General features: G+C 51.5%; 23 protein-coding genes and 1 tRNA gene. 5 read left to right on the forward strand and 19 right to left on the reverse strand.

Annotated features, from left to right (window positions below):
- Nucleotides 1–55: 55 nt before the first annotated feature.
- Together oqxR and H650_RS22670 are read right to left on the reverse strand one after the other, a co-directional pair.
- Nucleotides 56–535, reverse strand: coding sequence for an efflux pump transcriptional repressor OqxR (oqxR, locus tag H650_RS22665; RefSeq protein ID WP_020457333.1), 480 nt, complete (start codon nt 533–535; stop codon nt 56–58).
- 696 nt (nt 536–1,231) lie between these two features.
- Nucleotides 1,232–1,954: an SDR family oxidoreductase gene (locus tag H650_RS22670; RefSeq protein WP_020457334.1), complete on the reverse strand. Its 723-nt coding sequence runs from the start codon at nt 1,952–1,954 to the stop codon at nt 1,232–1,234.
- A gap of 98 nt (nt 1,955–2,052) precedes the next feature.
- Here H650_RS22670 and H650_RS22675 point away from each other — a divergent pair, with 98 nt between their 5' ends.
- Nucleotides 2,053–2,952 (forward strand): LysR family transcriptional regulator, encoded by a 900-nt coding sequence (locus tag H650_RS22675; RefSeq protein WP_020457335.1) that lies wholly within the window; start codon nt 2,053–2,055, stop codon nt 2,950–2,952.
- A 316-nt stretch (nt 2,953–3,268) separates the two neighbouring features.
- Here H650_RS22675 and H650_RS22680 read toward each other — a convergent pair.
- From H650_RS22680 to H650_RS22710, 8 genes are all read right to left on the reverse strand, one after another.
- Nucleotides 3,269–3,356 (reverse strand) — tRNA-Ser (locus H650_RS22680).
- Nucleotides 3,357–3,861: 505 nt separating this feature from the next.
- Nucleotides 3,862–4,008 (reverse strand): omptin family outer membrane protease, encoded by a 147-nt coding sequence (locus tag H650_RS26255; RefSeq protein ID WP_502690914.1) that lies wholly within the window; start codon nt 4,006–4,008, stop codon nt 3,862–3,864.
- 67 nt (nt 4,009–4,075) lie between these two features.
- A complete protein-coding gene (locus H650_RS22685) occupies nt 4,076–4,855 on the reverse strand; it encodes a BPL-N domain-containing protein (protein ID WP_052332816.1) in 780 nt (259 codons plus the stop codon).
- Nucleotides 4,856–5,329: 474 nt separating this feature from the next.
- Complete coding sequence (locus tag H650_RS22690) at nt 5,330–5,863, reverse strand: glyoxalase superfamily protein (RefSeq protein ID WP_020457337.1); 534 nt, start codon at nt 5,861–5,863, stop codon at nt 5,330–5,332.
- A gap of 274 nt (nt 5,864–6,137) precedes the next feature.
- A complete protein-coding gene (locus H650_RS22695; protein WP_020457338.1) occupies nt 6,138–6,365 on the reverse strand; it encodes a hypothetical protein in 228 nt (75 codons plus the stop codon).
- Nucleotides 6,366–6,694: 329 nt separating this feature from the next.
- Nucleotides 6,695–7,258: a GNAT family N-acetyltransferase gene (locus H650_RS22700; RefSeq protein WP_044489612.1), complete on the reverse strand. Its 564-nt coding sequence runs from the start codon at nt 7,256–7,258 to the stop codon at nt 6,695–6,697.
- Nucleotides 7,259–7,291: 33 nt separating this feature from the next.
- Nucleotides 7,292–7,675 carry a Rid family hydrolase gene (locus H650_RS22705; protein ID WP_020457340.1) on the reverse strand — a complete coding sequence of 128 codons (384 nt, stop codon included), beginning with the start codon at nt 7,673–7,675 and terminating at the stop codon, nt 7,292–7,294.
- A 116-nt stretch (nt 7,676–7,791) separates the two neighbouring features.
- Nucleotides 7,792–8,223, reverse strand: a complete 432-nt coding sequence (locus H650_RS22710) for an SRPBCC family protein (RefSeq protein ID WP_020457341.1) — start codon at nt 8,221–8,223, stop codon at nt 7,792–7,794.
- 1,076 nt (nt 8,224–9,299) lie between these two features.
- On the opposite strand from H650_RS22710, the gene H650_RS22715 reads away from it, so the two are divergent.
- Both H650_RS22715 and H650_RS24975 read left to right on the forward strand, forming a co-directional pair.
- Entirely contained in the window at nt 9,300–10,256 is a 957-nt protein-coding gene (locus H650_RS22715; protein ID WP_020457342.1) for a D-2-hydroxyacid dehydrogenase family protein, read from the forward strand.
- Between the two features lie 592 nt (nt 10,257–10,848).
- Nucleotides 10,849–11,067 carry a hypothetical protein gene (locus H650_RS24975; protein WP_071925275.1) on the forward strand — a complete coding sequence of 73 codons (219 nt, stop codon included), beginning with the start codon at nt 10,849–10,851 and terminating at the stop codon, nt 11,065–11,067.
- On the opposite strand, the gene H650_RS22720 is transcribed toward H650_RS24975, so the two are convergent.
- The gene (locus H650_RS22720; RefSeq protein WP_020457343.1) at nt 11,064–11,795 is read right to left on the reverse strand and encodes an SDR family NAD(P)-dependent oxidoreductase; all 732 of its coding nucleotides are present in this window, start codon (nt 11,793–11,795) and stop codon (nt 11,064–11,066) included. The two genes, H650_RS24975 and H650_RS22720, sit on opposite strands and share 4 nt — an antisense overlap.
- A gap of 101 nt (nt 11,796–11,896) precedes the next feature.
- Here H650_RS22720 and H650_RS22725 point away from each other — a divergent pair, with 101 nt between their 5' ends.
- Nucleotides 11,897–12,298 carry a winged helix-turn-helix transcriptional regulator gene (locus H650_RS22725; RefSeq protein WP_020457344.1) on the forward strand — a complete coding sequence of 134 codons (402 nt, stop codon included), beginning with the start codon at nt 11,897–11,899 and terminating at the stop codon, nt 12,296–12,298.
- Nucleotides 12,299–12,400: 102 nt separating this feature from the next.
- Here the strand turns inward: H650_RS22725 and H650_RS22730 are convergent, their stop codons facing one another.
- Together H650_RS22730 and H650_RS22735 are read right to left on the reverse strand one after the other, a co-directional pair.
- Entirely contained in the window at nt 12,401–13,114 is a 714-nt protein-coding gene (locus H650_RS22730) for an SDR family oxidoreductase (protein WP_020457345.1), read from the reverse strand.
- A gap of 13 nt (nt 13,115–13,127) precedes the next feature.
- A complete protein-coding gene (locus H650_RS22735; RefSeq protein ID WP_020457346.1) occupies nt 13,128–13,874 on the reverse strand; it encodes an SDR family NAD(P)-dependent oxidoreductase in 747 nt (248 codons plus the stop codon).
- Nucleotides 13,875–14,247: 373 nt separating this feature from the next.
- Here H650_RS22735 and H650_RS22740 point away from each other — a divergent pair, with 373 nt between their 5' ends.
- Nucleotides 14,248–15,174 carry an AraC family transcriptional regulator gene (locus H650_RS22740; RefSeq protein ID WP_238328364.1) on the forward strand — a complete coding sequence of 309 codons (927 nt, stop codon included), beginning with the start codon at nt 14,248–14,250 and terminating at the stop codon, nt 15,172–15,174.
- A 108-nt stretch (nt 15,175–15,282) separates the two neighbouring features.
- On the opposite strand, the gene H650_RS22745 is transcribed toward H650_RS22740, so the two are convergent.
- The 6 genes from H650_RS22745 to H650_RS22770 all read right to left on the reverse strand — a co-directional run bounded on the left by H650_RS22745 (nt 15,283) and on the right by H650_RS22770 (nt 20,164).
- Entirely contained in the window at nt 15,283–16,554 is a 1,272-nt protein-coding gene (locus H650_RS22745) for an alanine racemase (RefSeq protein WP_020457348.1), read from the reverse strand.
- 11 nt (nt 16,555–16,565) lie between these two features.
- Nucleotides 16,566–17,303: an amino acid ABC transporter ATP-binding protein gene (locus H650_RS22750; RefSeq protein WP_020457349.1), complete on the reverse strand. Its 738-nt coding sequence runs from the start codon at nt 17,301–17,303 to the stop codon at nt 16,566–16,568.
- On the reverse strand, nt 17,300–17,944 hold the full coding sequence (locus H650_RS22755) for an amino acid ABC transporter permease (protein ID WP_020457350.1): 645 nt from the start codon (nt 17,942–17,944) through the stop codon (nt 17,300–17,302). Before H650_RS22755 ends, H650_RS22750 begins: the two co-directional genes overlap by 4 nt.
- Nucleotides 17,941–18,678: an amino acid ABC transporter permease gene (locus tag H650_RS22760; protein WP_020457351.1), complete on the reverse strand. Its 738-nt coding sequence runs from the start codon at nt 18,676–18,678 to the stop codon at nt 17,941–17,943. The genes H650_RS22755 and H650_RS22760 overlap by 4 nt, the downstream gene beginning before the upstream one ends.
- A 53-nt stretch (nt 18,679–18,731) precedes the next feature.
- On the reverse strand, nt 18,732–19,571 hold the full coding sequence (locus H650_RS22765; RefSeq protein ID WP_020457352.1) for an ABC transporter substrate-binding protein: 840 nt from the start codon (nt 19,569–19,571) through the stop codon (nt 18,732–18,734).
- A gap of 200 nt (nt 19,572–19,771) precedes the next feature.
- The gene (locus H650_RS22770) at nt 19,772–20,164 is read right to left on the reverse strand and encodes a RidA family protein (protein ID WP_007372873.1); all 393 of its coding nucleotides are present in this window, start codon (nt 20,162–20,164) and stop codon (nt 19,772–19,774) included.
- Nucleotides 20,165–20,282: the final 118 nt, after the last annotated feature.

Raw genomic sequence — 20,282 nt, forward strand, 5'->3', positions numbered from 1 at the left:
TACTAAAAAACCGCCTTCATTGTGAAGGCGGTTTTTTTTCGCAATAAGTAAATAATTAAGAGGTTTTTTTATACTGGGCAATAAGTTCCGGCACGGGATCCCATCCGCTGGTATCGGCTTTTTTCACCTCTTCCAGCGCGCTTGCCACGGTGTGGCGCGCTAATACCTGTAATGACGCCTGCTCCGCCTCTTCGGCGATAGACTTGAAGTACCAGCAGGCGTTAGCACTGACCACGCAACGTGCCGGTACGTCAGGACGCGACGCCCACAATTTTTTATCTTCGATGACGGAAAGGTAGATATCGCGCAGGGTGATCTCTTCCGCCGGGCGACCAAGGTGAATAGACCCGTTGCGGCCAAGCGTTGAGACGATAATGCCGTCACGCGTGAGCGGCACCATTAATTTGCGGATAAAGCTCGGATTCGCTTCCAGGCCGTAGGCCAGAATCGCACTCGTCGAACGTTCACCCACTTGCTCCGCCATCGCTACGCTGAGAACCATCTGCAAAGCTGTCGGGAAGCGGTAATCTAACATTTTATAATCCTGGGTTGCGGTGAATCTTGTTCTTTTTGGCACCGCAGAGGTGAATAAGCAATGAGCAACAATATAACAAATGCGGTAATTTTTTTGAAGCAATCAACGCTTAACGAACCCTGTAAAAAAGAGTTTCCGGTACGCCGGATGGATGCAACGTATGTATCCGCGCACGGTTTATTGAACTCAGATTCATCGTTCAGATCCGTGGCGCACTGGCGGCTATTTAATTATGGCCTGGCTCACCATGGCGCCTCACAACCATACGACGGATCTATGCTGACCCATTATCCAGACACTTCACAGGCGTTACTGTGCTCATCCTCCCGGTAGACGATTATACCTTAATGTTTATAACGTCTTTTCTGCCACAAAGGGGGCCGTTCTGGAGGAAACGATGTTCAGTTATGTGCGGGAAGTGGGCCGTCTGTTCGTCAAAAGAAAGCCATTGCGATACCAGTAGCCTGGCGGGTAGGGGCTGCCAGTACAGGTATGCAGGTCACCTGTAGAGCATATTTTCCAGAAGATGTTGCGGGATGTTCTGCTGACTCCGGGCAATACACCGGCTTTATTATCAGGGCCAGCAACCCGACAGGGGAGATAAGTGGTTCTCTGCCGTCAATGGCTGCATGACCCTGGCCCCGACGATGCGCAGAAATGATAACGGACATTAACGCCTGTCATCAGTCAGGAATATCAGTTGGCTGACGCGGTCGGTCTGATGGTTATTTCTGTTGTATCCACGCTCTCAGGGGCTTCAATGACCTGCCGCACGGCACGGGCAATATCCGCTGGTTTAAGTGCCACAGAACGGTACACATCCATCGCCGCTCTGGTTTCCGGATGCGTAATGGTTGAGGCAAGTTCACTTTCCACCACGCCGGGATTGACACAGGTCACGCGAATATTTGGGCTTTCCTGGCGTAAACCATCCGAAATCGCGCGTACTGCGAATTTTGAGGCGCAATAGACGGCGGCGGTTGGCACGACCGACAGGGCACCAATAGAGCCAATATTGATTATCTGACCGGAGCCCTGCGCTTGCATCACGGGAAGCACAGCGCCAATGCCCCAGAGCACGCCTTTGATATTCACGTCAATAATTCGCTCCCATTCATCCTGTTTGCCAGCGGCAAGCGGAGAGAGCGGCATGACGCCCGCATTGTTGATCAGAACATCGACGCGGCCCCATTTATCCAGCGCCGCCTGCACGAAGCTGGCCATCGACTGGCGGCTGGTGACATCAAGCTCACGCGCTTCGGCGATACCGCCCGCGCTGCGTATTTCTGCGGCAATGGCTTCGATACGCTCCCGTCTGCGGGCCCCTAATAACACTTTCGCGCCTGCGTTGCCCAGCTCTCTGGCCATCCCTTCGCCAATCCCGCTGGATGCGCCGGTAATAACTATCACTTTATCCATAGCATGCTCCTTCAGTTGAGTTCGACACGATCATAGAACTTAACGATTGGTTCCAGTATCCTGCTGTTTCTGGACTCACTGGTTAGCAGCGTTAAACAATGAAAATTGATCTCAACCTTGTACCGGTTTTTATCGCGGTGGCAGAAGAGCGTAATTTCAGCGCGGCGGCGGCTCGCCTGGGCGTCACCCGATCGGCAATCAGTCAGGGAATAAGACGACTTGAAGATGCGTTCGGCACAATGCTGGTAATGCGTACGACGCGCTCAGTAACACTGACGGAGGCGGGAGAACGGCTGCGTCAGTCCCTGTCATTGCCGTTATCCAGTATTGAAACGGCGTTCGAAGAGGTCGCGTCGGAGAATATGCCGCGCGGATGCCTTCGCATCGCCGTGACCTCGATAGCCGAAGTATTTCTTTCCGGCCCGCTGATTGCCTCGTTTGCGGCGGCCAACCCTGCCGTGACGGTCGATATTGTCGTGACGGATGAGGAGTTTGATATTGTGGCTGCGGGTTATGATGCTGGCGTAAGGCTTGGAGAGGTGATTGAAAAGGATATGATCGCCGTCCCGCTTACCGAAAAACAACGTGAAATGGCGGTTGCCTCGCCCGCGTATCTCGCGACGAACAACGCGCCTGCACATCCGCGTGAATTGATCCATCACCGGTGTATCGGCTGGCGTCCTGCCAAAGATGTCGCCCCTTACCGCTGGGCATTTGAGGAGGCGGGAGAACCTTTCAGCCTGGCGATTGAACCGCAGATCACCACTAATGATCTGCGCCTGATGCTGCGGCTCGCGCTTGCTGGTGGCGGAATTACGTTTGCCACAGAGGATACGTTCAGACCGTTTGTTGAAAGCGGGCAGCTTGTCTCATTGCTGGACGATTATCTTCCTTATTTCCCTGGCTTCTATCTCTACTTTCCGCAACGCCGAAATATGGCACCTAAACTACGCGCCCTGGTAGACCATGTCAGGCAATGGCGGCAGCAGCATATTTAACGTCAGCGTTGTCACGCCTCGCACGCTGATAGTGACCCCTTTTGTCATGGGTTATGTCTGCTTATGACACGTAGAATATGGCTATGGGGGAGATTGATTCGCTGCGCTCACTATTACTCGGCCCTTTGGAGCCAACGCAAGCGTTGTTCAAAAACGCTCCCGGCGTTTTTGTGCGGGCAGCCCATTCACTGCGTTCATGGTCTGTCCAACTGGCTGCGCCAGTTGTCGACCCCCGGTCGGGGCTTCTCACCCCCCTGGTGGAGTGCGATATGCGAAAAAAAAGCCCGCATTTGCATGCGAGCTCTTCTTTGAATGATGGCGGTGAGGGGGGGATTCGAACCCCCGATACGTTGCCGTATACACACTTTCCAGGCGTGCTCCTTCAGCCACTCGGACACCTCACCACATTGTATCGCTGCCAGCCAGTACTGGGGGCAACGGGGCGCTACTATAGGGAGTTGTACTGAAACGGTCAAGCAAGATTTTAAGCTTTCATGACTGTTCGCTTAAGGTGTGAGCAATGCGAAGATTTACCGCAAAATACGCAAGCTTACCGGCCCATAAAGCAAAGCGAGCAGGCACTGATGTCGCCAGGCATTACTCGTGAGTAAGCCCTGTGGATGCGTACTCAATTCTCACGATCATAAGACGCACTGTTTTTTGATGAACAGGATCGATTTCATCACGCATCCGGCGAAATAGGGATGTTCGAGGCCGGGGAAGCCGCCTTTATTGCGGCATCCATGCGGGACTGGATGCAGAGTATGACAAGGGCATGATGTCGCGTTTATATCTGATCTAAGAGGCGAATCAATGGGACTGCTGCTTACTTGAAATCCTTTTGCAGGATATTTTTCAGAGAATATGGCTATAAAAAAAGCCCCGTCAGGGGCTTCGTGTCTGTAAAGACTATATACGCAGCGCTGATTTAGAAACGATATTGCAGACCAGCGTTAATGGTATAGTTTTTGTTGGAAACCAATCACTGAATTTGAGCAGGGCGTTAATTTCAACGTCATTAATATAATACTGAACTGCGATGCCAGGGTACGGCAGGCCAGATTACGAATACCCGATATCCGGGCGGTGGGGGCAGGGATACGCGTATTGCCGCCGTTGGTGTTCAATCTTTCTGCGGGTCCAGATATTTCAGCAGGCGTGTCATTTTGCTTGCTGCAGGGATGTAACCGGGTTTGCTTGCGTCAATCCAGCTTTCATCAGCTTCTGGATGAGGGCCGGTAAGCACAACCTTACCTTTTCCAAAGGTGTAGGCCGCCATTGCAACGTCGCCATTCAGGTAATAAGCGATGGGGGTATAGCCGGGGCTTTCAGCGCTGTTACTCAGATAGGGGCCATCCTGATAGTAAAACGATTCCTCTTTGCCTCCCCATTTAACGGAAAGCGTGTAGTCTCTTTCGTCATTAGCCTCTGCACCCGGCCTGCCAGCTTCTGAATCAAGGGGGGCATTGATAAGCCCTATCCAGTCTTTGTCAGCAAGATAAGCGCCCATACATATCCCAAGATACCCCTTACCGGAACGGACAAAATCCCGGATCGCGTCAGCGCCCTCATCACCTATCGCATCGTAAGCCGCAGGGATGTCCTGTCCGCCACCGGGCTGAATATACAAATCAAAACCCTTCAGGTTCTGGCGGTTCAACGTGAGCTTTTCGTTCTCACCCATATAGCTGATGGAGAGTTTCAGGTCGGTATTAAGGAGCGATTTTACAACCATTTCCGAGCAGCCCTCGCAACCCGCTTCCCCCCGGTAAACCGCGATCTTTACAGGTTTGCTGTCTGCAGAGTGAGCTGAAGGTGTATATCCTGTCATGAAGAGAGTCAGCGCAGCGGTAAATATAAAAATGTTCAGGTGACGTCTGGAAAGGAGCGCTTCAGATTTCATTAAACATTCCTGAGTTTTTAAATGCCAATAGGGCTGTTTACGGGAAGGGAAAAACGGCAAATTAGCGCGTGCTCTCTGATTGACACGCAACCAGAAGGCGTTAAAAGCGCGTTGCCAGGCCTGAAACATGATTAATCCTGTCGTGTCATTTTCGCCATTACCCCAGACGTCAGCCTTTCGCTCACCACTTTCCTGCGGCAGGGCTGGAGTAAAAACGGACATCGTTTAGCCACCATGGGATACATCCACTTTATCCGTTTAATTCTCAACGTTTCTATAACCGCTCGCAGAGCGGGCGACACATTGCAATGCGGGTAGTAGAGAAGGCGCCGGGGATATGCCTGAAAACCGCGTGGTTGTTTATCGCGCATGGCAGACAAGGTTGCGTTATTGACAGGCTGGTTTGTGCCATTCATGACTGCCTTAATAAGGAGGAAAGCGCCGGTGACGATCCCCCTGTTCAAGAAGGGCAAACTAGCTTTGTTGACAGAAGCGCAGCCGGTTGCCAAACGGGTCGTGGACTTCCATAACGTCTCCCCAGTCTTGCTTCACGATTTCCGGGCGGCCGTATCCATATTGTTTGCTGTGGAGTTCATTTCTGAGCAACGCAATATTATTCAAAGGGATAAATATCGTTGCGCCCGGGCTGGCGTCACCGTGATGTTCAGAAAGATGTAATTGCAACCCTTCTCGGGCAATGCCCATATACAGCGGTAAGCCAGGCTCGAACCGGTGTTCAAACTCAACGCTGAATGACAGAAATTCAAGATAGAACTCCTGTGCTTTGCGGACATCAAAAATTCGCAGGATAGGGATGGGTTTGCTGAATTGGATTTGAGACTGTGGGATCTGCGGGGGCAACGTTGCTGCCGCTGTGTTCCAGTCTCTGAAGCCTAACTGGTGTGCAACCGTTTCGAGCGCGGTGGAATAAGAAAGCTTATGTTCACGCAACTCAAGAGAGGCTTTTAACTTTGCCGCCATTTGTTTGGCTTGCTCGATGGAAAACATATTTTCTCCTGCTGTCAGGAAATGGTGGTGCTCGCATTACCACGTCCCGACCATCAAGAGTTTTAAAATTAATGAGGTTGAGAACTTACATGCTTTCACCTTTTCCTTTCAGGAAGCGAGCGGCGGGCAGCACGAGCCCTGAATGAGAATACCCAGGCTCGCGAAACGCCACAAGTTTTCAGGTTCGCATGAAGAGGGGGACTACCAATTCAGGTAGTTAGGGTGAATGGATGACTGTATTCGAGACGTTCTGCTCATAATCCTTCAATACAATTCACAATGCTCTATTTTTATAGGCTAACCATTCTACCCAGATATTTTCTGCATCGAGATCGGAATAGCCCCGGCTTGCAAGCATGTCATGGGCAATGTCCGTTGGTAAGTTAATAGCGGTAGCATTATCCCGTATCGACTCAACCTCATACCGGCTCAATTCGCGTCCGGTTTCTTTTTCCTGTGCTTCAAGCAATGCCACAAGAGAAGGGATGAATACAATTGTCATGGGTGGTCATACTCCGTGATTTGCTGAATTAATTATCCTTACATGTATTGTCTCTCAGAGCACTTTCTTTATAACAACTGTATGAATGTTATCGCAGCATGAGTGAGAGGTGCTAACGTCCGCTTCGTGCCGTGAGTTCAACGGATATCGCAAGTATATCGATAGATTGATGAGCAGGGGTAAAAACGTTTTTCATTTGAACGGGGTTTACAGGCGATGGTGTGATAGGGGAAATGGCATTGCGAATAACTATATTTCAATAAATTATAAATTTTTTCTTTCTGATGGTCTATTATCTTTGGTGTTTCCCATCGTTTATCGTTATAACCTCACGCTTTTGTCGTCCATTCATTATTAAAAATTCTATAATGAAATTCATCGCTGGTCGAACCTTTGAAAAAGTCCGCATCTTTCAGCTCATTAATTTTCTTTAGTTTCAAAGATTCCACTAAACCAATTGAGGCCAGGTTACGAGAGTCAATCAATGCGTCGACATGAGATAAATGATAATGTTTAAATAAAAAATCTATTACCATCCGCACACACTGTTTTGCCACCCCGCGTTTCTGATACCTGCCAAACACATGATAAGCAATATATGCCCAGCTTTTTTCAATCATAATGGTCGACTGGACATATCCAAGGTACGCACCAGACTGACGATGTATAATGACCCAGTTTAGCCATATTTGGCTCTTATCCGGCGAGTAACGCTGAGATATTCTCTCATAACGTGTTGTCAACTCATCCATGCTTGCCGGTGGGTTGGCCGGTATAAATTTATAATCGTCAACAGAACATAATCCTGCATACATTTCGTTAGCATGAGATTTATCTAAGGGTTCCAGGATATATAAATCCGACATCAAAGACTCAATTAATTTAGCACTCACGGTGCAATCCTCATAAAATTTGATATGCGGAAGTTACCTTTTAGCCACAATCCGCATTTCCACAAGCGCATTTTCTGGAATGAATTCTGATACGCCAATGGCGGACCATGCCGGGTATGGCGCCTTTATATACTCATCTTTTACTTTCGAAAAAACGTCAATATGTTTTTTAAGATCAATATGAAAAGTGGTCATCTCAAGTATATGTTCATAGCCCAAACCGGCGGCGTTTAAATAAACGCCAAGCTTATAAAACGCATCATGGAATTGTTCTTCAGGATGCTTACTTATCGGTTTGTCCTTGCGTGCGGCGGTAACACCTGAAAGGTACACTGTGCCATCAGCGTCGATGACGGGGGAGAAGTGCCAGTCATCGAAATAATGCTGAAATTGTTCAGGAACTATCGATTTTTTCATAATTTTTCTCAAATTGATGACTTAATAAATGCCAGCATGTACCAAACCGTTATGCCCTGTGGCCATTCCGCCAGGATCATCATCCACCCGCCGACAAAACAGGAATTCAGATGCCATTACATTGAGCCTGTTTCGGCCAGGTATGTAGCCAATCCCGCCATGACTTCCGGGAAGTCCGAGCTGATCCCCTCTCCGAAAGTCTTAGCCTGGGGACCCTGGGTACTGATTGCATACGTCACGATACTCTCATCGGGGCCGGATGCCTCAATACGATGTTCAACGTTGACCCGTGTTTCATCCACCCAGGTCTCGTCAATGAAATATTTTTCTTCAGAAACATCAGTAAGCTGACTACGGACAACCTCTCCTTCAGGTAGCTCCATCGTGAACCATGTTCCCGTATGAAATGGCCCCTCGATAGTGATTGACTTTACGCCAGGGTTCCATCGTTTCCAGTTATCGGTGTCGACAAAGGCCTGCCATATTGCTTTCGGCTGGCTTTTTACAGTGAGTGTATAGCGCTTGCTCCAGGCGTTGTTTTCATTCATAAAATTGCTCGTCAGATACAGTAAATGGGCATAGTGAATGTGTACTTATAATGGTGTAACGGCAAAAATGCCAAACCTCATTTTTCGTTCCGGGAGAGCCAGTCTCGTTCAGGCAGGCATCTCAACACATAATCACTCGCCAGCACACCAGTGAAAGGGCTGCTGGGATGTGACGCGGGTGGCGCTTTAAACGGTAATTTGAATGGCTAAAAGAATATAAAAGGGTCCGCTTCTCGCAGAGTAGCCTTTCAGCTCACCGCCCCCCTTCGTCGGGAGTTAAACCTCACGGAATTTCTGACAACACATGGAATTGGTTGGGCTGGGATGTCGTTTCAGATTCGACCTGTGAGTTTTGCAGACCTTAAAACCCGGTGTAAGGCTATGAATCCACATACAGGGTAACAGCATGACCTGTATGACCTTTTGTTTCTCAATTGCTTGTTTTAAGGCTTCTGCCCATCAATGAAATACCGTCGTTCAAGCCTTGATTAAAAAAATTGCGTTGCCATGGTTTCAGATGTCCTGGTCCGAAAAGTGACGACGCCGGTGGAGTGCCTCGTGCACTATCGGCGGTTCACAGGTTCAATATCCTCTTACAAACGCAGCGACACCTGCTGCGTTACGGTTGTGGTGTGATTGCAGTGCACTTGGAGAGTTTATTACTCTCTGATGCTTTCGCTGTTTTGATTTTTAGATTCAACCATCCAAACAGAAAGATGTAGCGTTCGAAATATTGATATCTTTTAAATGAAATAAAATGATCGCCCATTGATGGTTTTGAGGTTCAGGTCTAAGAGGAACCGCATCTCATCTGGCTTTACAGTGGAATAATCACTCTAAATATAAAGTTTTATTTTGGATATGTATTGTTTCGTAATTTTAAATGCTGGTGTAAAACAAATAAAAAAATAACATTCCTTTAACGTGGTCTTTACAAGAGGCATCTTCCTGATAAACTTAAATTGTTCAGCAAATGGATCATTATTAGTGGCAGGGAAAGCTAAATAAGTAAGATATAGCATCATCCTTGTTTGAAATAATATTAATGTGATACTAATCCAGAATCAGGGTGAAGAATGTCTATTCAAGTTCTTATTCCAGATGATTACCAATTAGCTACGACTTCGCTTAACTTTCTGCAAAGCAATGATAAATACTCCTGTGTTTCCGTTGGGGATTTGAGTAAAACTCCCCATATTGAAAACCAGCTTGCTACTGCACAGGCATTAATATTAATCAGAGAGCGAACGGTTATTGACGACGCTTTTTTAAGACGTACGCCTAATCTGAAACTGATCAGTCAAACTGGCAAGTTAGCCAGAAATGTCAATATTGATGCATGTACCCGGGCTGGTGTTGCCATAGTTGAAGGTATTGGTTCGCCTGTTGCACCTGCTGAATTAACATGGTTGTTAATTATGGCTTCCAGAAGAAAATTAATTTCGTCAGTGGACGCCATGAAAAAAGGGTTGTGGCAGACAGAAATGGGTTCTGCGGTAAATAATCAACTTATTGGAATACTGGGATACGGGAAAATAGGCAAGAAGATTGCAAATTATGCTCAGGCATTCGGGATGCGGGTTCAAATATGGGGGAGTGAGCGCGCGCAAGAAGAAGCTCGTGCCGTTGGATTGCATGTGCCGGAAAACCGAGAGCAGTTTTTTTCCACTTCTGACATCATCACAGTACATCAACGCCTGGTGGCGCAAACGCAAGGAAATATTACCCTCAGTGATCTTTCTAAAATGAAAGAGGATGCTTTATTTGTGAACACAAGTCGTGCTGAGCTTGTTTCAGACGGTGCGCTTTATGAGGCTTTGCGGCAAGGTCGTCCCGGATATGCGGCTCTGGATGTCTACGAGCAAGAACCTGTCTATGATACCGATAACCCTTTCTTACACATGCCGAACGTTCTGTGTACACCCCATCTGGGTTATGTAGAAAAAGCTGGGTATGAATTATATTTCAAAGCAGCCTTTGAGAATGTGGTTCGTTTCTTTGAAGGTGATACTACACACGTTATAAATCTCTGACTTAAAAAATAAAGGAAATAATAAGCGCATGTCAGCCCAACTACAGAGCAGGATCGTCTGGCGGGGTAGGGGCAGTCCAGCACGGTGCGGATCTGTGTTGCTGGTCGAGCATGACTGGCCATTAGGTCTGAGAAAACAGTAGCTTACTCATGTTCGGTTGTGATGATTTCGAAATAATTCGTCAGGCGGCGATTGAAGGGCTGGGGATCGCGTTTCTGTTGGCGGATAGCTGGGGATGACATTAACAGTGGCTCGTTGGCACTCCTCTTGCCGGGAATATTCACGCAACTATATGTATTTGCAGAAATATATGCGCTACGTACGTTACGTCATCCGCTTACAGCGGCACGGTATTTCTCGACGCATTGGGTGAATTCATCGGACATCCTGCAAAATGGTCAACACTTCGCTGTCAGCTCTGACGACTTAAGCAATCTTGCCACTTTTATATTGTGCGAGCTTCCGCTCCTCGCTCAGGGCTGCCTGTCAGGTCCGTTGCATTACCGGCGCTGCATCAACCCTTCGCCCTGCGTTCTGCACAAGGAAAAGACTGACCCTCACTGCGCAAAAAGCGACCAGTAGAGTTACAGGGATGCTGGCCGGGAGCAGCCTGGTCAGCACATGCCATAAACCTGGCGAGTCGGGTGGTTCTCTATTACGAGCGCTGTCCGTACCGGTCAACGTGCTGTACCCGCATCAACGCTTTCTTTCCCGCGCGGTGCGCGCATTTGCAGACTGGATAACCGACATCATCTGGTATTGCCGTTACTTTGAACGGCCATCCTGGGATGGCCGTCGTATGAAGGCTTAAACCTGCGTCATGCCGCCATCAACGCAAATCTCAGCACCTGCTATATAGCAACTCTCGTCACTGGCGAGGAAAAATGCAGCGTTGGCTACCTCTTCAGGCTGGCCCATTCTGCCAAGTGGTATTGCGCTGGTTAAGCCTTTACGCACCTCATCAGAGGTTGCGGCCATCATGTCAGTGTCTATCGGTCCGGGTGCAACAACGTTAACGCGGATACCGCGCGCGGCAAGTTCGCGTGTCCAGGTGCGGGCAAAAGAGCGCAGTGCGGCTTTGCTGGCCGAGTAAACGCCGTATCCATGTGTGCCGAGAACATCAGCAATTGAACCGATGAGAACGACACTGCTGCCGGGTTTCAACAAAGGCAATGCTGCCTGCAGGGCAAAAACGGGGGAGCGAACATTCAGGCCAAACGTCTGGTCAAAATGCTCTTCACTTACCTCTTCAAGCGGGGCGTATTCCGACATTCCGGCATTGATGATCAGGATATCTATCTGACCTGATTTTTCTGCAATGGTCTGCATGATACGGCTCAGTTCGTTCTTCTGACTGACATCGGCCTGCAGCGGCATCGCGGTCCCTGATATTTTGCTTTTGGCTGTCTCAAGCTCTTCTGCCCGGCGTGAAGTGAACCAGGTAACAGCCCCCTCGGTGGCTAAACGCTGGCTGATCGCCAGCCCAATCCCTTTTGCACCACCAAGCACCACAGCGACTTTTTTCTCTATCTTACCCATCTGATTTCTCCGGTTGAGGTCTCGAAAACAGATGATATAAATTCTATACTTAATATCAATTACGCACTTTCGCTATACCAACTATAAGTGACTATACCGCCATGCCAGAAAACCACGATAATTGCCTGATAGAACAACGAAATACCCGCCTGGTGTTAGAACATATCACCAATAAATGGTCGATATTAATTCTGACGGTGCTGTGTACGGAACCTTGCCGGTTCAATGAACTTCGCCGACGGCTGGACGGAATTACCCACAAAGCGCTGGCCGATGCGCTGAAACGGCTGGAGCGAAACGGTTTAATTGATCGTCACGTTCTCTCCACGCATCCGGTGAGTGTGGAATACACCATTACGCCGCTGGCGCAGTCACTGCAGCAGCCTTTTATTGCGCTGGCGAACTGGGCGCAGGAGTTTGGTCCGGCCATTGCACTGGCGCAGGCTGAATACGATCGAACGCATGCGGAGGAAAATAAATACGACAGGCGGGTTGAGGCCTGAAAATGCCCCCGGCTCTCTGAATAACGCCAACAGGCTAACTCCGGATGTGTATTCCCGGGGCCGGGGTAAACCTGGAAAAGATACAGGCTGGTTTGTCGGTTATTACCAGGGCCAGCTGTTGTTCTCGTAATCGAGGAACAGGTGGCTTCTGGCGTTGCGGTGTTGCTCAATCACACTGATCATGCCATTGACGCTGGTTTTTACATCGATCTCCGCATCCACCGTACCATCCAGCGTGCCCATCGCCGTCGCCACCCAGCCAGGATGAATCGACAGTACCGTCTGTTCTCCCTGGCTGATATCCATATATATACAACGCGCCAGCATATTCAGCCCCGCTTTACTGGCCCGGTAAAGCTCAAGACCGATCCCCGGTTCGGTATTGCTGGCGATACTCCCCCGATGCGACGACATAAAAACCAGGCTTCCCGCAGGCTTAAGCACCGGCAGGAGGTGCCGGGCCAGGCGGGCAGGGCCAAACGCATTGGTCAGCATAATTTGCTGGAATTCCGCGTCAGATGCCTGCAACACGGACTGATGCAAGGGGCCGAAAATTCCGGCCACCATAAAAATAACGTCAAACTGCCGTTCGCGTAGCCTGTCGAGAAGTGGCCCGATATGGGCGCTGTTGGTGACATCCACCTCGCCGGTCATCAGATTGCCAGGGTAGATCTCTGCCAGCGCGCGCAGGGCGGAGGTATCCGTATCCGGTAAGTGTGTGGCGAAAACGTCCCAGCTCCGTTCCAGATAGGCTGCTGTCAGCCCGTGACCCAGTCCTTTCTCGGCTCCGATAATTAAAATGCTCTGCTTTTTCATCACTGGCTCCTTGTTACTGTGCCGTATAACCGCCGTCTGCCATTAATACCGTTCCCGTCACGAAACTCGCTTTCGGTGAGGCAAGCCAGATAATGGCTTCCGCAATTTCTTCCGGCTGAGCCACTCGTCCAAGGGGATGCGCGTGGCCGTAGCTGGCAAGCGTCGCCCGACTGTCTTCCACTATGCCGGACAGAATATTTGTTTCGACGACGCCGGGGGCGACGGCATTAACCCGGATGTCATACTCAGCGGCTTCCAGCGCCAGCACTTTCGTCAGTTGCACGATGGCGCCTTTAGAGGCCGAATAAGCGGACGTGGCTTTCATGCCCACCATGCTCACTACGGAGGCCACATTGACAATCGCTCCCTGCCGACGGGGCTGCATTACCTTCAGGCTTTCCCGGCTGAGGAGAAAATACCCTCTGGCATTAATGGCCATAATGCTGTCCCACTCTTCAACGGATGTTTCGGTAGCGAGTTTATTCAGTGTCTTGCCCGCATTGTTGATGAGAATGTCCACGCCGCCGAATTCCGACTGCGCGAGAGTGAGGGCGCTGATGACTTCCTGTTCCTGGCTGACATCGCATATCTGCGTCACCACCTGATTGCGCTGTGCCAGGGCCTGAACTGCCGGGTCGATATCGAGAGCCAGCACCTTCGCGTCATGACTAACAAGACGTTTTACGGTGGACCTGCCAATATCACCTGCGGCACCGGTGACAATTGCCACTTTGTTCGTTAATCCCAAAAAATCTGCCATTTTTATTCCTCAAATTTTGCATTGCCTCGCCTGAACGTCATCGTCTTCAGCCGCCGGTATTGACCTGATTGCGCTGCCGATCTGACGGTGTGAAAAGCGGGGGATCTGTTCAAACTACGCCAGGCGCGACAGGCGGCAGCGGGGCGTGTCAGTGAGACGTTTTCCCGCCAGTGCCTGTCATAAGGCAGCATGTTGATTCATAAGGGAAATGCATAACGTCTGTGCTTTTCTTTTGCTGCGAAAAGGATAGGGGAAAGCAGAGCGATGCAACAATGAAGGTTCCTGTACAAAGATTATCTTTTTCTGTCAGAATTGTGCTCGATAACCTTATGCAGACGCAAAAAATTATCTTTTTATATATTCGGAGGGGGCAGTGTCCGGACTTACCTCAAGCCTTACGCGAAAAATGATCCCTGCTTTGCTGGCGCTTGCGCCTGATGAGGGCTACTCGCGCACCCGTATGACGGCGATAAAACTGTTGCGGGTCAATGAGTCGATGCCCCACACGCCCGTCCTTTACGAACCGTGCATTGTCATTGTGCTGCAGGGAAAGAAAACCGCTTTGATGGGCGGGCGGGAATTTACCTACGATCCCGGACATTATCTGGTGGTCTCAGCGCCTCTTCCTTTCAACAGCCAGACGACTGCCAGCCAGCAAGAACCGCTGCTGGCTATGTCCGTATCGCTTGATGTCGCCACGATTGCCGAATTACTGATTGAAATGGGCGAAAGCGAGGTAAGCGAAAATGAGCAGGCGGGAATCATGTTTTCCAGCCCGCTGGGAGAAGAACTGGCCGATACGGTGTATCGCCTTCTGCTGGCGCTTTCTGATGAGGAGCAGGCCAGAATTCTGGGGCCGGGTATTCTGAAAGAACTTTATTATCGCGTCCTGATCGATACGCAGGGAGCCTCCATCAGAGCGGCCCTCTCCGGTAAAGGGCATTTCAGACAAATTGCTGCCGCCATCCGTACGATGCATACCCGGTTTATGGAGCCTGTTGCCGTGGAGACGCTGGCTAAAGAAGCAGGCATGAGCTCTCCCTCTTTTCATCGCCATTTCAGGGCATTCACCGGCACAACACCCAAACAGTATCTGATTTCCATCAGGCTGCACCAGGCGCGTTTTTTAATGGTGAAGCGCAATGTCACGGCCAGCGAAGCCTCTTTAAGGGTTGGCTACCTCAGTCCGACACAATTTAGCAGAGAATTCAGCCGGTTCTTTGGGTGCCCACCGCAAAAGGAAGCGCAGCGTTTACGCCATTTATTAAAAGTGAAAGCCGAATCGTACTGGCCGGAATAATCGCTTCCCGGCCTGCATGTCGTGATAGTTAAAGAACGGATAAGCGCGGTGCAATCGCACAGGTAAAAACAGCACGACCTATCGCGCCGTTACCGCCCGATGTTTGGCTCAGAATGCGGTTTCCAGTGAATCCGTGACGCAGTAATCATCGTCAACCAGCGGCAAGTACCGCCATTTATCGAAGGCGGTACAGGGATGCGAAATACCACAACCCACCCAGTCGCCGGGCTTTAACGCATCCTCTTGCGGCAGCAACAAATAGGCATGTTGATCGTTCACCTCGCTAATACGCATGCCAGACGCAGCACGCGGGGCGCTGCCATCGATATTGCGCACCCACAGCGGATTGGGCAGATCCTGATCGAACGGCACATCACGGCGTCCGAAATCAACAAACGCGAGGCCTGGCTCGGGGCGCGACAACACCCGTCCCCAGATCTCCAGCGCAGCGGTGAAATGATGCGTAGCTCCGGGCTGCGCAAAAGGCGCAATGCGCGCGTACAGCCCGCTGTCGTGCGCCATGTAAGCGCCGGAGCGAATCAGCGGCGTCATGGGCAGTGGCAGATTCGCGGCCGTAAAACACGCCGACACCACGTCGAACCATGCGCCGCCACCAGCACTGAGGATAATCTGCTCGCTGGCAAACAACTGTTTTTCAGCCAGCAGCGCCGCCGTGTCGATCAGCATCTGGCAGTAATCTTTGACGCGCTGCACGCCTGCGGCATCACGTCCGGCACCGAGTGCGCCTTCATAACCCGCAACACCCACCAGTTGCAGGGCAGGGCTGGCGGCAATCGCGGCGGCAATCTCCAGTGCTTCAGCGGGTGAACGGCAGCCGGTGCGCCCGCCGCTGACCGACATTTCCAGCAGTACCGCAATACGGCTGTCGCCGAGATGTTGCTCCAGCAGACGAACACCCTGTAGCGAATCGACGTAGCACAGGAAATTATGGTCGGGATGCTGCTTTTGCCATTCGCCTATCCAGCGAATGCCGGCAGGGTCGACCAGTTCATTGGCGAGGAAGACGTTACGAATGCCGAACTGGCGCAACGCGCGAACCTGCGCAGGGGTGGCGGCGCTCAATCCCCAGGCACCGCCTTCAGTGACGGCGCGGCGCAGGACTGCCGCAGACATTGAGGTCTTGCCGTGTGCCGCCAGCATTACGCCTTGCTCACGACAAAACGCTGCCAGCTGACGCAGGTTATTCTCCAGCGCGGATTGCTTCATCAACATCAGTGGGGAAAACACATCCGGGCTGTTAAAGACCTGGACACCGTTAGCCAGCGGCTGATTACCGGATCCGGCGACCGATTTAAAACGCGGCGCAGGTTGCAGCGCATCCAGCGCGCCGTCCGCCTGCAAGGGAAAGTGAATCGACATCATGCCTCCTGTTAGTGCTCAAGCACACGCGATAAGAACTGCTGGGTGCGCGGATTCTGCGGATTGACGAAGATCTGCTCCGGCGACCCCTGCTCGGCGATCACGCCCTGATCCATAAACACCACGCGGTCAGCGGTTTTACGCGCAAAACCCATTTCGTGGGTGACCACCACCATGGTCATACCTTCACGCGCCAGGCTGCGCATCACCTCCATCACCTCGCCAACCAGTTCAGGATCGAGCGCGGACGTCGCTTCATCGAAAAACATAATTTTCGGCTCCACCGCCAGCGCGCGGGCAATCGCCACGCGCTGCTGCTGACCGCCGGAGAGCTGGGCCGGATAATGGTGCGCGCGCTCGGCCAGCCCGACACGGCTCAGGGCCGCCATACCGCGTTTATTGGCTTCGGCCTCGGACAGTTTCTGCGCTTTAATCAACGCCAGCGTCACGTTACCGAGCGCGGTTTTATGGGGGAACAGATTGAACTGCTGAAACACCATGCCGACGTGGCCACAGATTTCGCTGCTGCGTTTGCGGTCGTGAAGCGGTACTTCATTCACCCAGATTTCCCCGCCATCGGCGGTTTCCAGCCCACTCATGATGCGTAATACAGTGCTTTTGCCGGAACCGGATGCGCCAATCAGCACCAGCACTTCGCCGGGCGACACATCAAGGCTTATCTCTTTCAGTACCTGGGTTGAGCCAAAGGATTTGGTGATCCGGCTCAGCGTAATGGCGGATTTGCTCATGATAACTGGCTCCTGGTTTGATGATGTTGAACCCAACGGGAAAGCGGAAAGCAGACAACGAAGTAGAGCAGGGCCACCAGGCCGTAAATCACCACCGGCTGACCGATGCGATCGACAATGGCCTGGCCCTGGTGCATCAATTCCGACATGCCGATCATGCTGACAATCGAGGTATCTTTAATCAACGAAAGATACTGACCCACCAGCGGCGGCAGCACGATGCCGCGCGTCTGCGGCAGGATCACGCTTAGAAACGTCTGGCGTTTTGTCAGACCAAGGATCCACGACACCTCCCACTGGCCTTTGGGGACAGCTTCAATCCCGGCGCGGAATACTTCGGCAATGTAAGCGCCCTGATAAATGCTCAGGCCAAGGATCCCGGCGGCGAACAGATTGATTTCATAGCCGAAGTACGCCACGCCGAAATAGATAAACATCAGCGTGATCAGTACCGGCGTCCCGCGAAACAGTTCGGTATAGAGCACGGCGATCTGCCTGGCGACCGGCAAACGGCTGGTGCGTAACACTGCCGCCAGTAACCCGAGCAGCGTGCTGCCAACGATAGCGGCGATGGAGAGCAGTAACGTGATGACCAGGCCTTTCAGCAGGATTGGCAGCGAGTTGATGATAAGTTCGCTCATAGCGCATTCTCCCGTTTCGCTGGATTAATCAGCCATTTTTTTGCCCACCGCCAGCCGGGCTTTTTTACCGGCGTCACCAGCGGCGGATGGAACATCCGGCGTCCTGCCATGTTGCCAAGCCATGAGAACAGATTGCTCAGCAGCAGATAGACCAGCGCGACAATACTGAAGGTCTGGATGTAGAGCAGGGTGCGCGCATTGATCACCGTTGCGGTGCCGGTCAGTTCAGGCAACGCGATGGCGGAGAGCAGCGACGTGCCGAGCAGTAACTGAATCAGGTTATTGATAATGGCAGGCCACACCGCGCGTGCCGCCTGCGGCAGCACCACGCTGAGGAAGATCTGTCGGCGCGGGATCCCGAGGATATACGCCGCTTCGAGCTGCCCCTTCGCGACTGACTGAATGCCGGCGCGGAAGGTTTCCGACAGATAAGCGCCCACGTTAATCCCCAGCGCCAGCACGCCTGCGGTAAAGGCGCTCATGGTGATACCCAACGACGGCAGACCAAAAAAGATAATGAAAATTTGCAACAGCACCGGGGTATTGCGGATGAACTCGACGTAACAGTGGCTGAGCCAGCGTACTGGCGCCAGCGGCGAGGATTTTGCCAGCGCAGCCAGCAGCCCGAGTGCCACCGCCAGGATAAACGCCAGCAGCGTGACCTGTAGCGTCAGCCAGGCAGCGTCCAGAAAGGTATCGGCGTAGCGCCACAGGGTTAGCCATTGATAACTCATGGTGTGACTCCTTCAGGCGGTGCAGCATCGGCTGCTGCACCGCGGGCGAACAATCAGTATTGCGGATTCAGCGGGTAGCGCGGTTTACTGCCAAACCATTTCTCATACAGCTGCGCGTTCTCGCCGGAGGCGTTGATTTCAAAAAGGAATTCGTTCAGATAGTTGGTCCACACCTGATCACCCAGTTTCACGCCAAAGGCGTTGTACTCCAGCGGCACCAGCGCTTCGTTGGTCACGGTCAGCGACGGATCGAGCTTCGCCTGATAGGCGAGGAAGTTGTTATCTTCGATCATCGCATCAGCCTGTCCCTGCTTCACCGCCAGAATCGCCGCCTGGGATGAGTCGTACTCCTGAATTTTCACGTCGATGCCGAGATTGCGCACTTCGTCGCCGTTGGTGGAACCTTTCACCGTGGCGATGGTTTTTCCGGCCATGTCATGCGCGGACTGAATGCCGCTGTTTTTACGCACCAGCATGGCTTCGCTCGCCACGACGTATGGGTTGGTGAAACCGATCTCTTTGGCGCGCTCCAGATTGCGGGTGAAGTTACAGAACACCACGTCGACTTTATTGGTTTGCAGGTTAGGAATGCGGTTGGCGCTGGTGGTGTTGACCATCTCCAGTTTGACGCCCATCTCTTTCGCCAGCGCTTTGGCCAGATCGACGTCATAACCATCCGGGTTACCGTCTTTATCGTAAAAACCAAACGGGGCAAAGCTCAGGCAGTCGCCCACGCGCAGTGTGCCGCGCTGCAGGACGGTTTGCAGTGCAGACTGCGGCGCTGCACCCGCTTCTTTTTTCTCTTCGGTTGGCGTACAGCCTGCGGCAGCCAGCAAAACCAGCGCGCCGGCCAGTGCTGCGGCACTTAATTTCAGCGATGTTGTTGCATTCATTTTTTATGCTCTCTTTTAATGTTTGACGAGACGGCGTAATACCGTGTCACCCGTGATAAGTCAGGCGATCGCCCGCGCAGCGGCAGCGCTGATTATTTCGGGATATTCTGGTGAAAAAGCAAAAGCATCAATTAATAACAGGCGGTCCTGGTGTTGACGAAGAAAAAAATAAAAAGCGCAGCCTGTTTTAACGGTTTTAATTATTTGCGGTCAGCGCGGAAACATTTCATATCCACTTCCACTTTGCAGTCGACCACTAAATCCTGCACGCTACAAATACGTGCTGGCGGATTATCACTAAATATCTCTCTGAATACTTTATTAAATGAACTGAAATAGCGCGCGTCGGTTAATACCGCCGTAACGTGCACAACATCTTCCACGCGATACCCTGCTTCCCGCATGATGGTGAGACAGTTATCGAACGCCAGTTGCGTCTGTTCGATGATACCGCCTTCCACCACTTCGCCCTCGCGCATCGGTGTCTGGCCTGAGATATACAGCCAGCCATCGGCCTCAACTGCCCGTGCGAACGGCAGTTTCTGCCCACCCGTACCGGTGCCGCCTTCAATGCCATAACGCTTAATCGTCATGCAACGCTGCTCCTTTTGGTTCTGAGAATACCCGTTAGTGCCGGGTGTTTGTTGTCTGGTATATCAGACTTATATCTGCAATATCGGATAGAGCAAGATTTGCACAGGTTTTTTGCTT

The organism is Enterobacter sp. R4-368, from assembly GCF_000410515.1.
Classification (GTDB): Bacteria; Pseudomonadota; Gammaproteobacteria; order Enterobacterales; family Enterobacteriaceae; genus Kosakonia.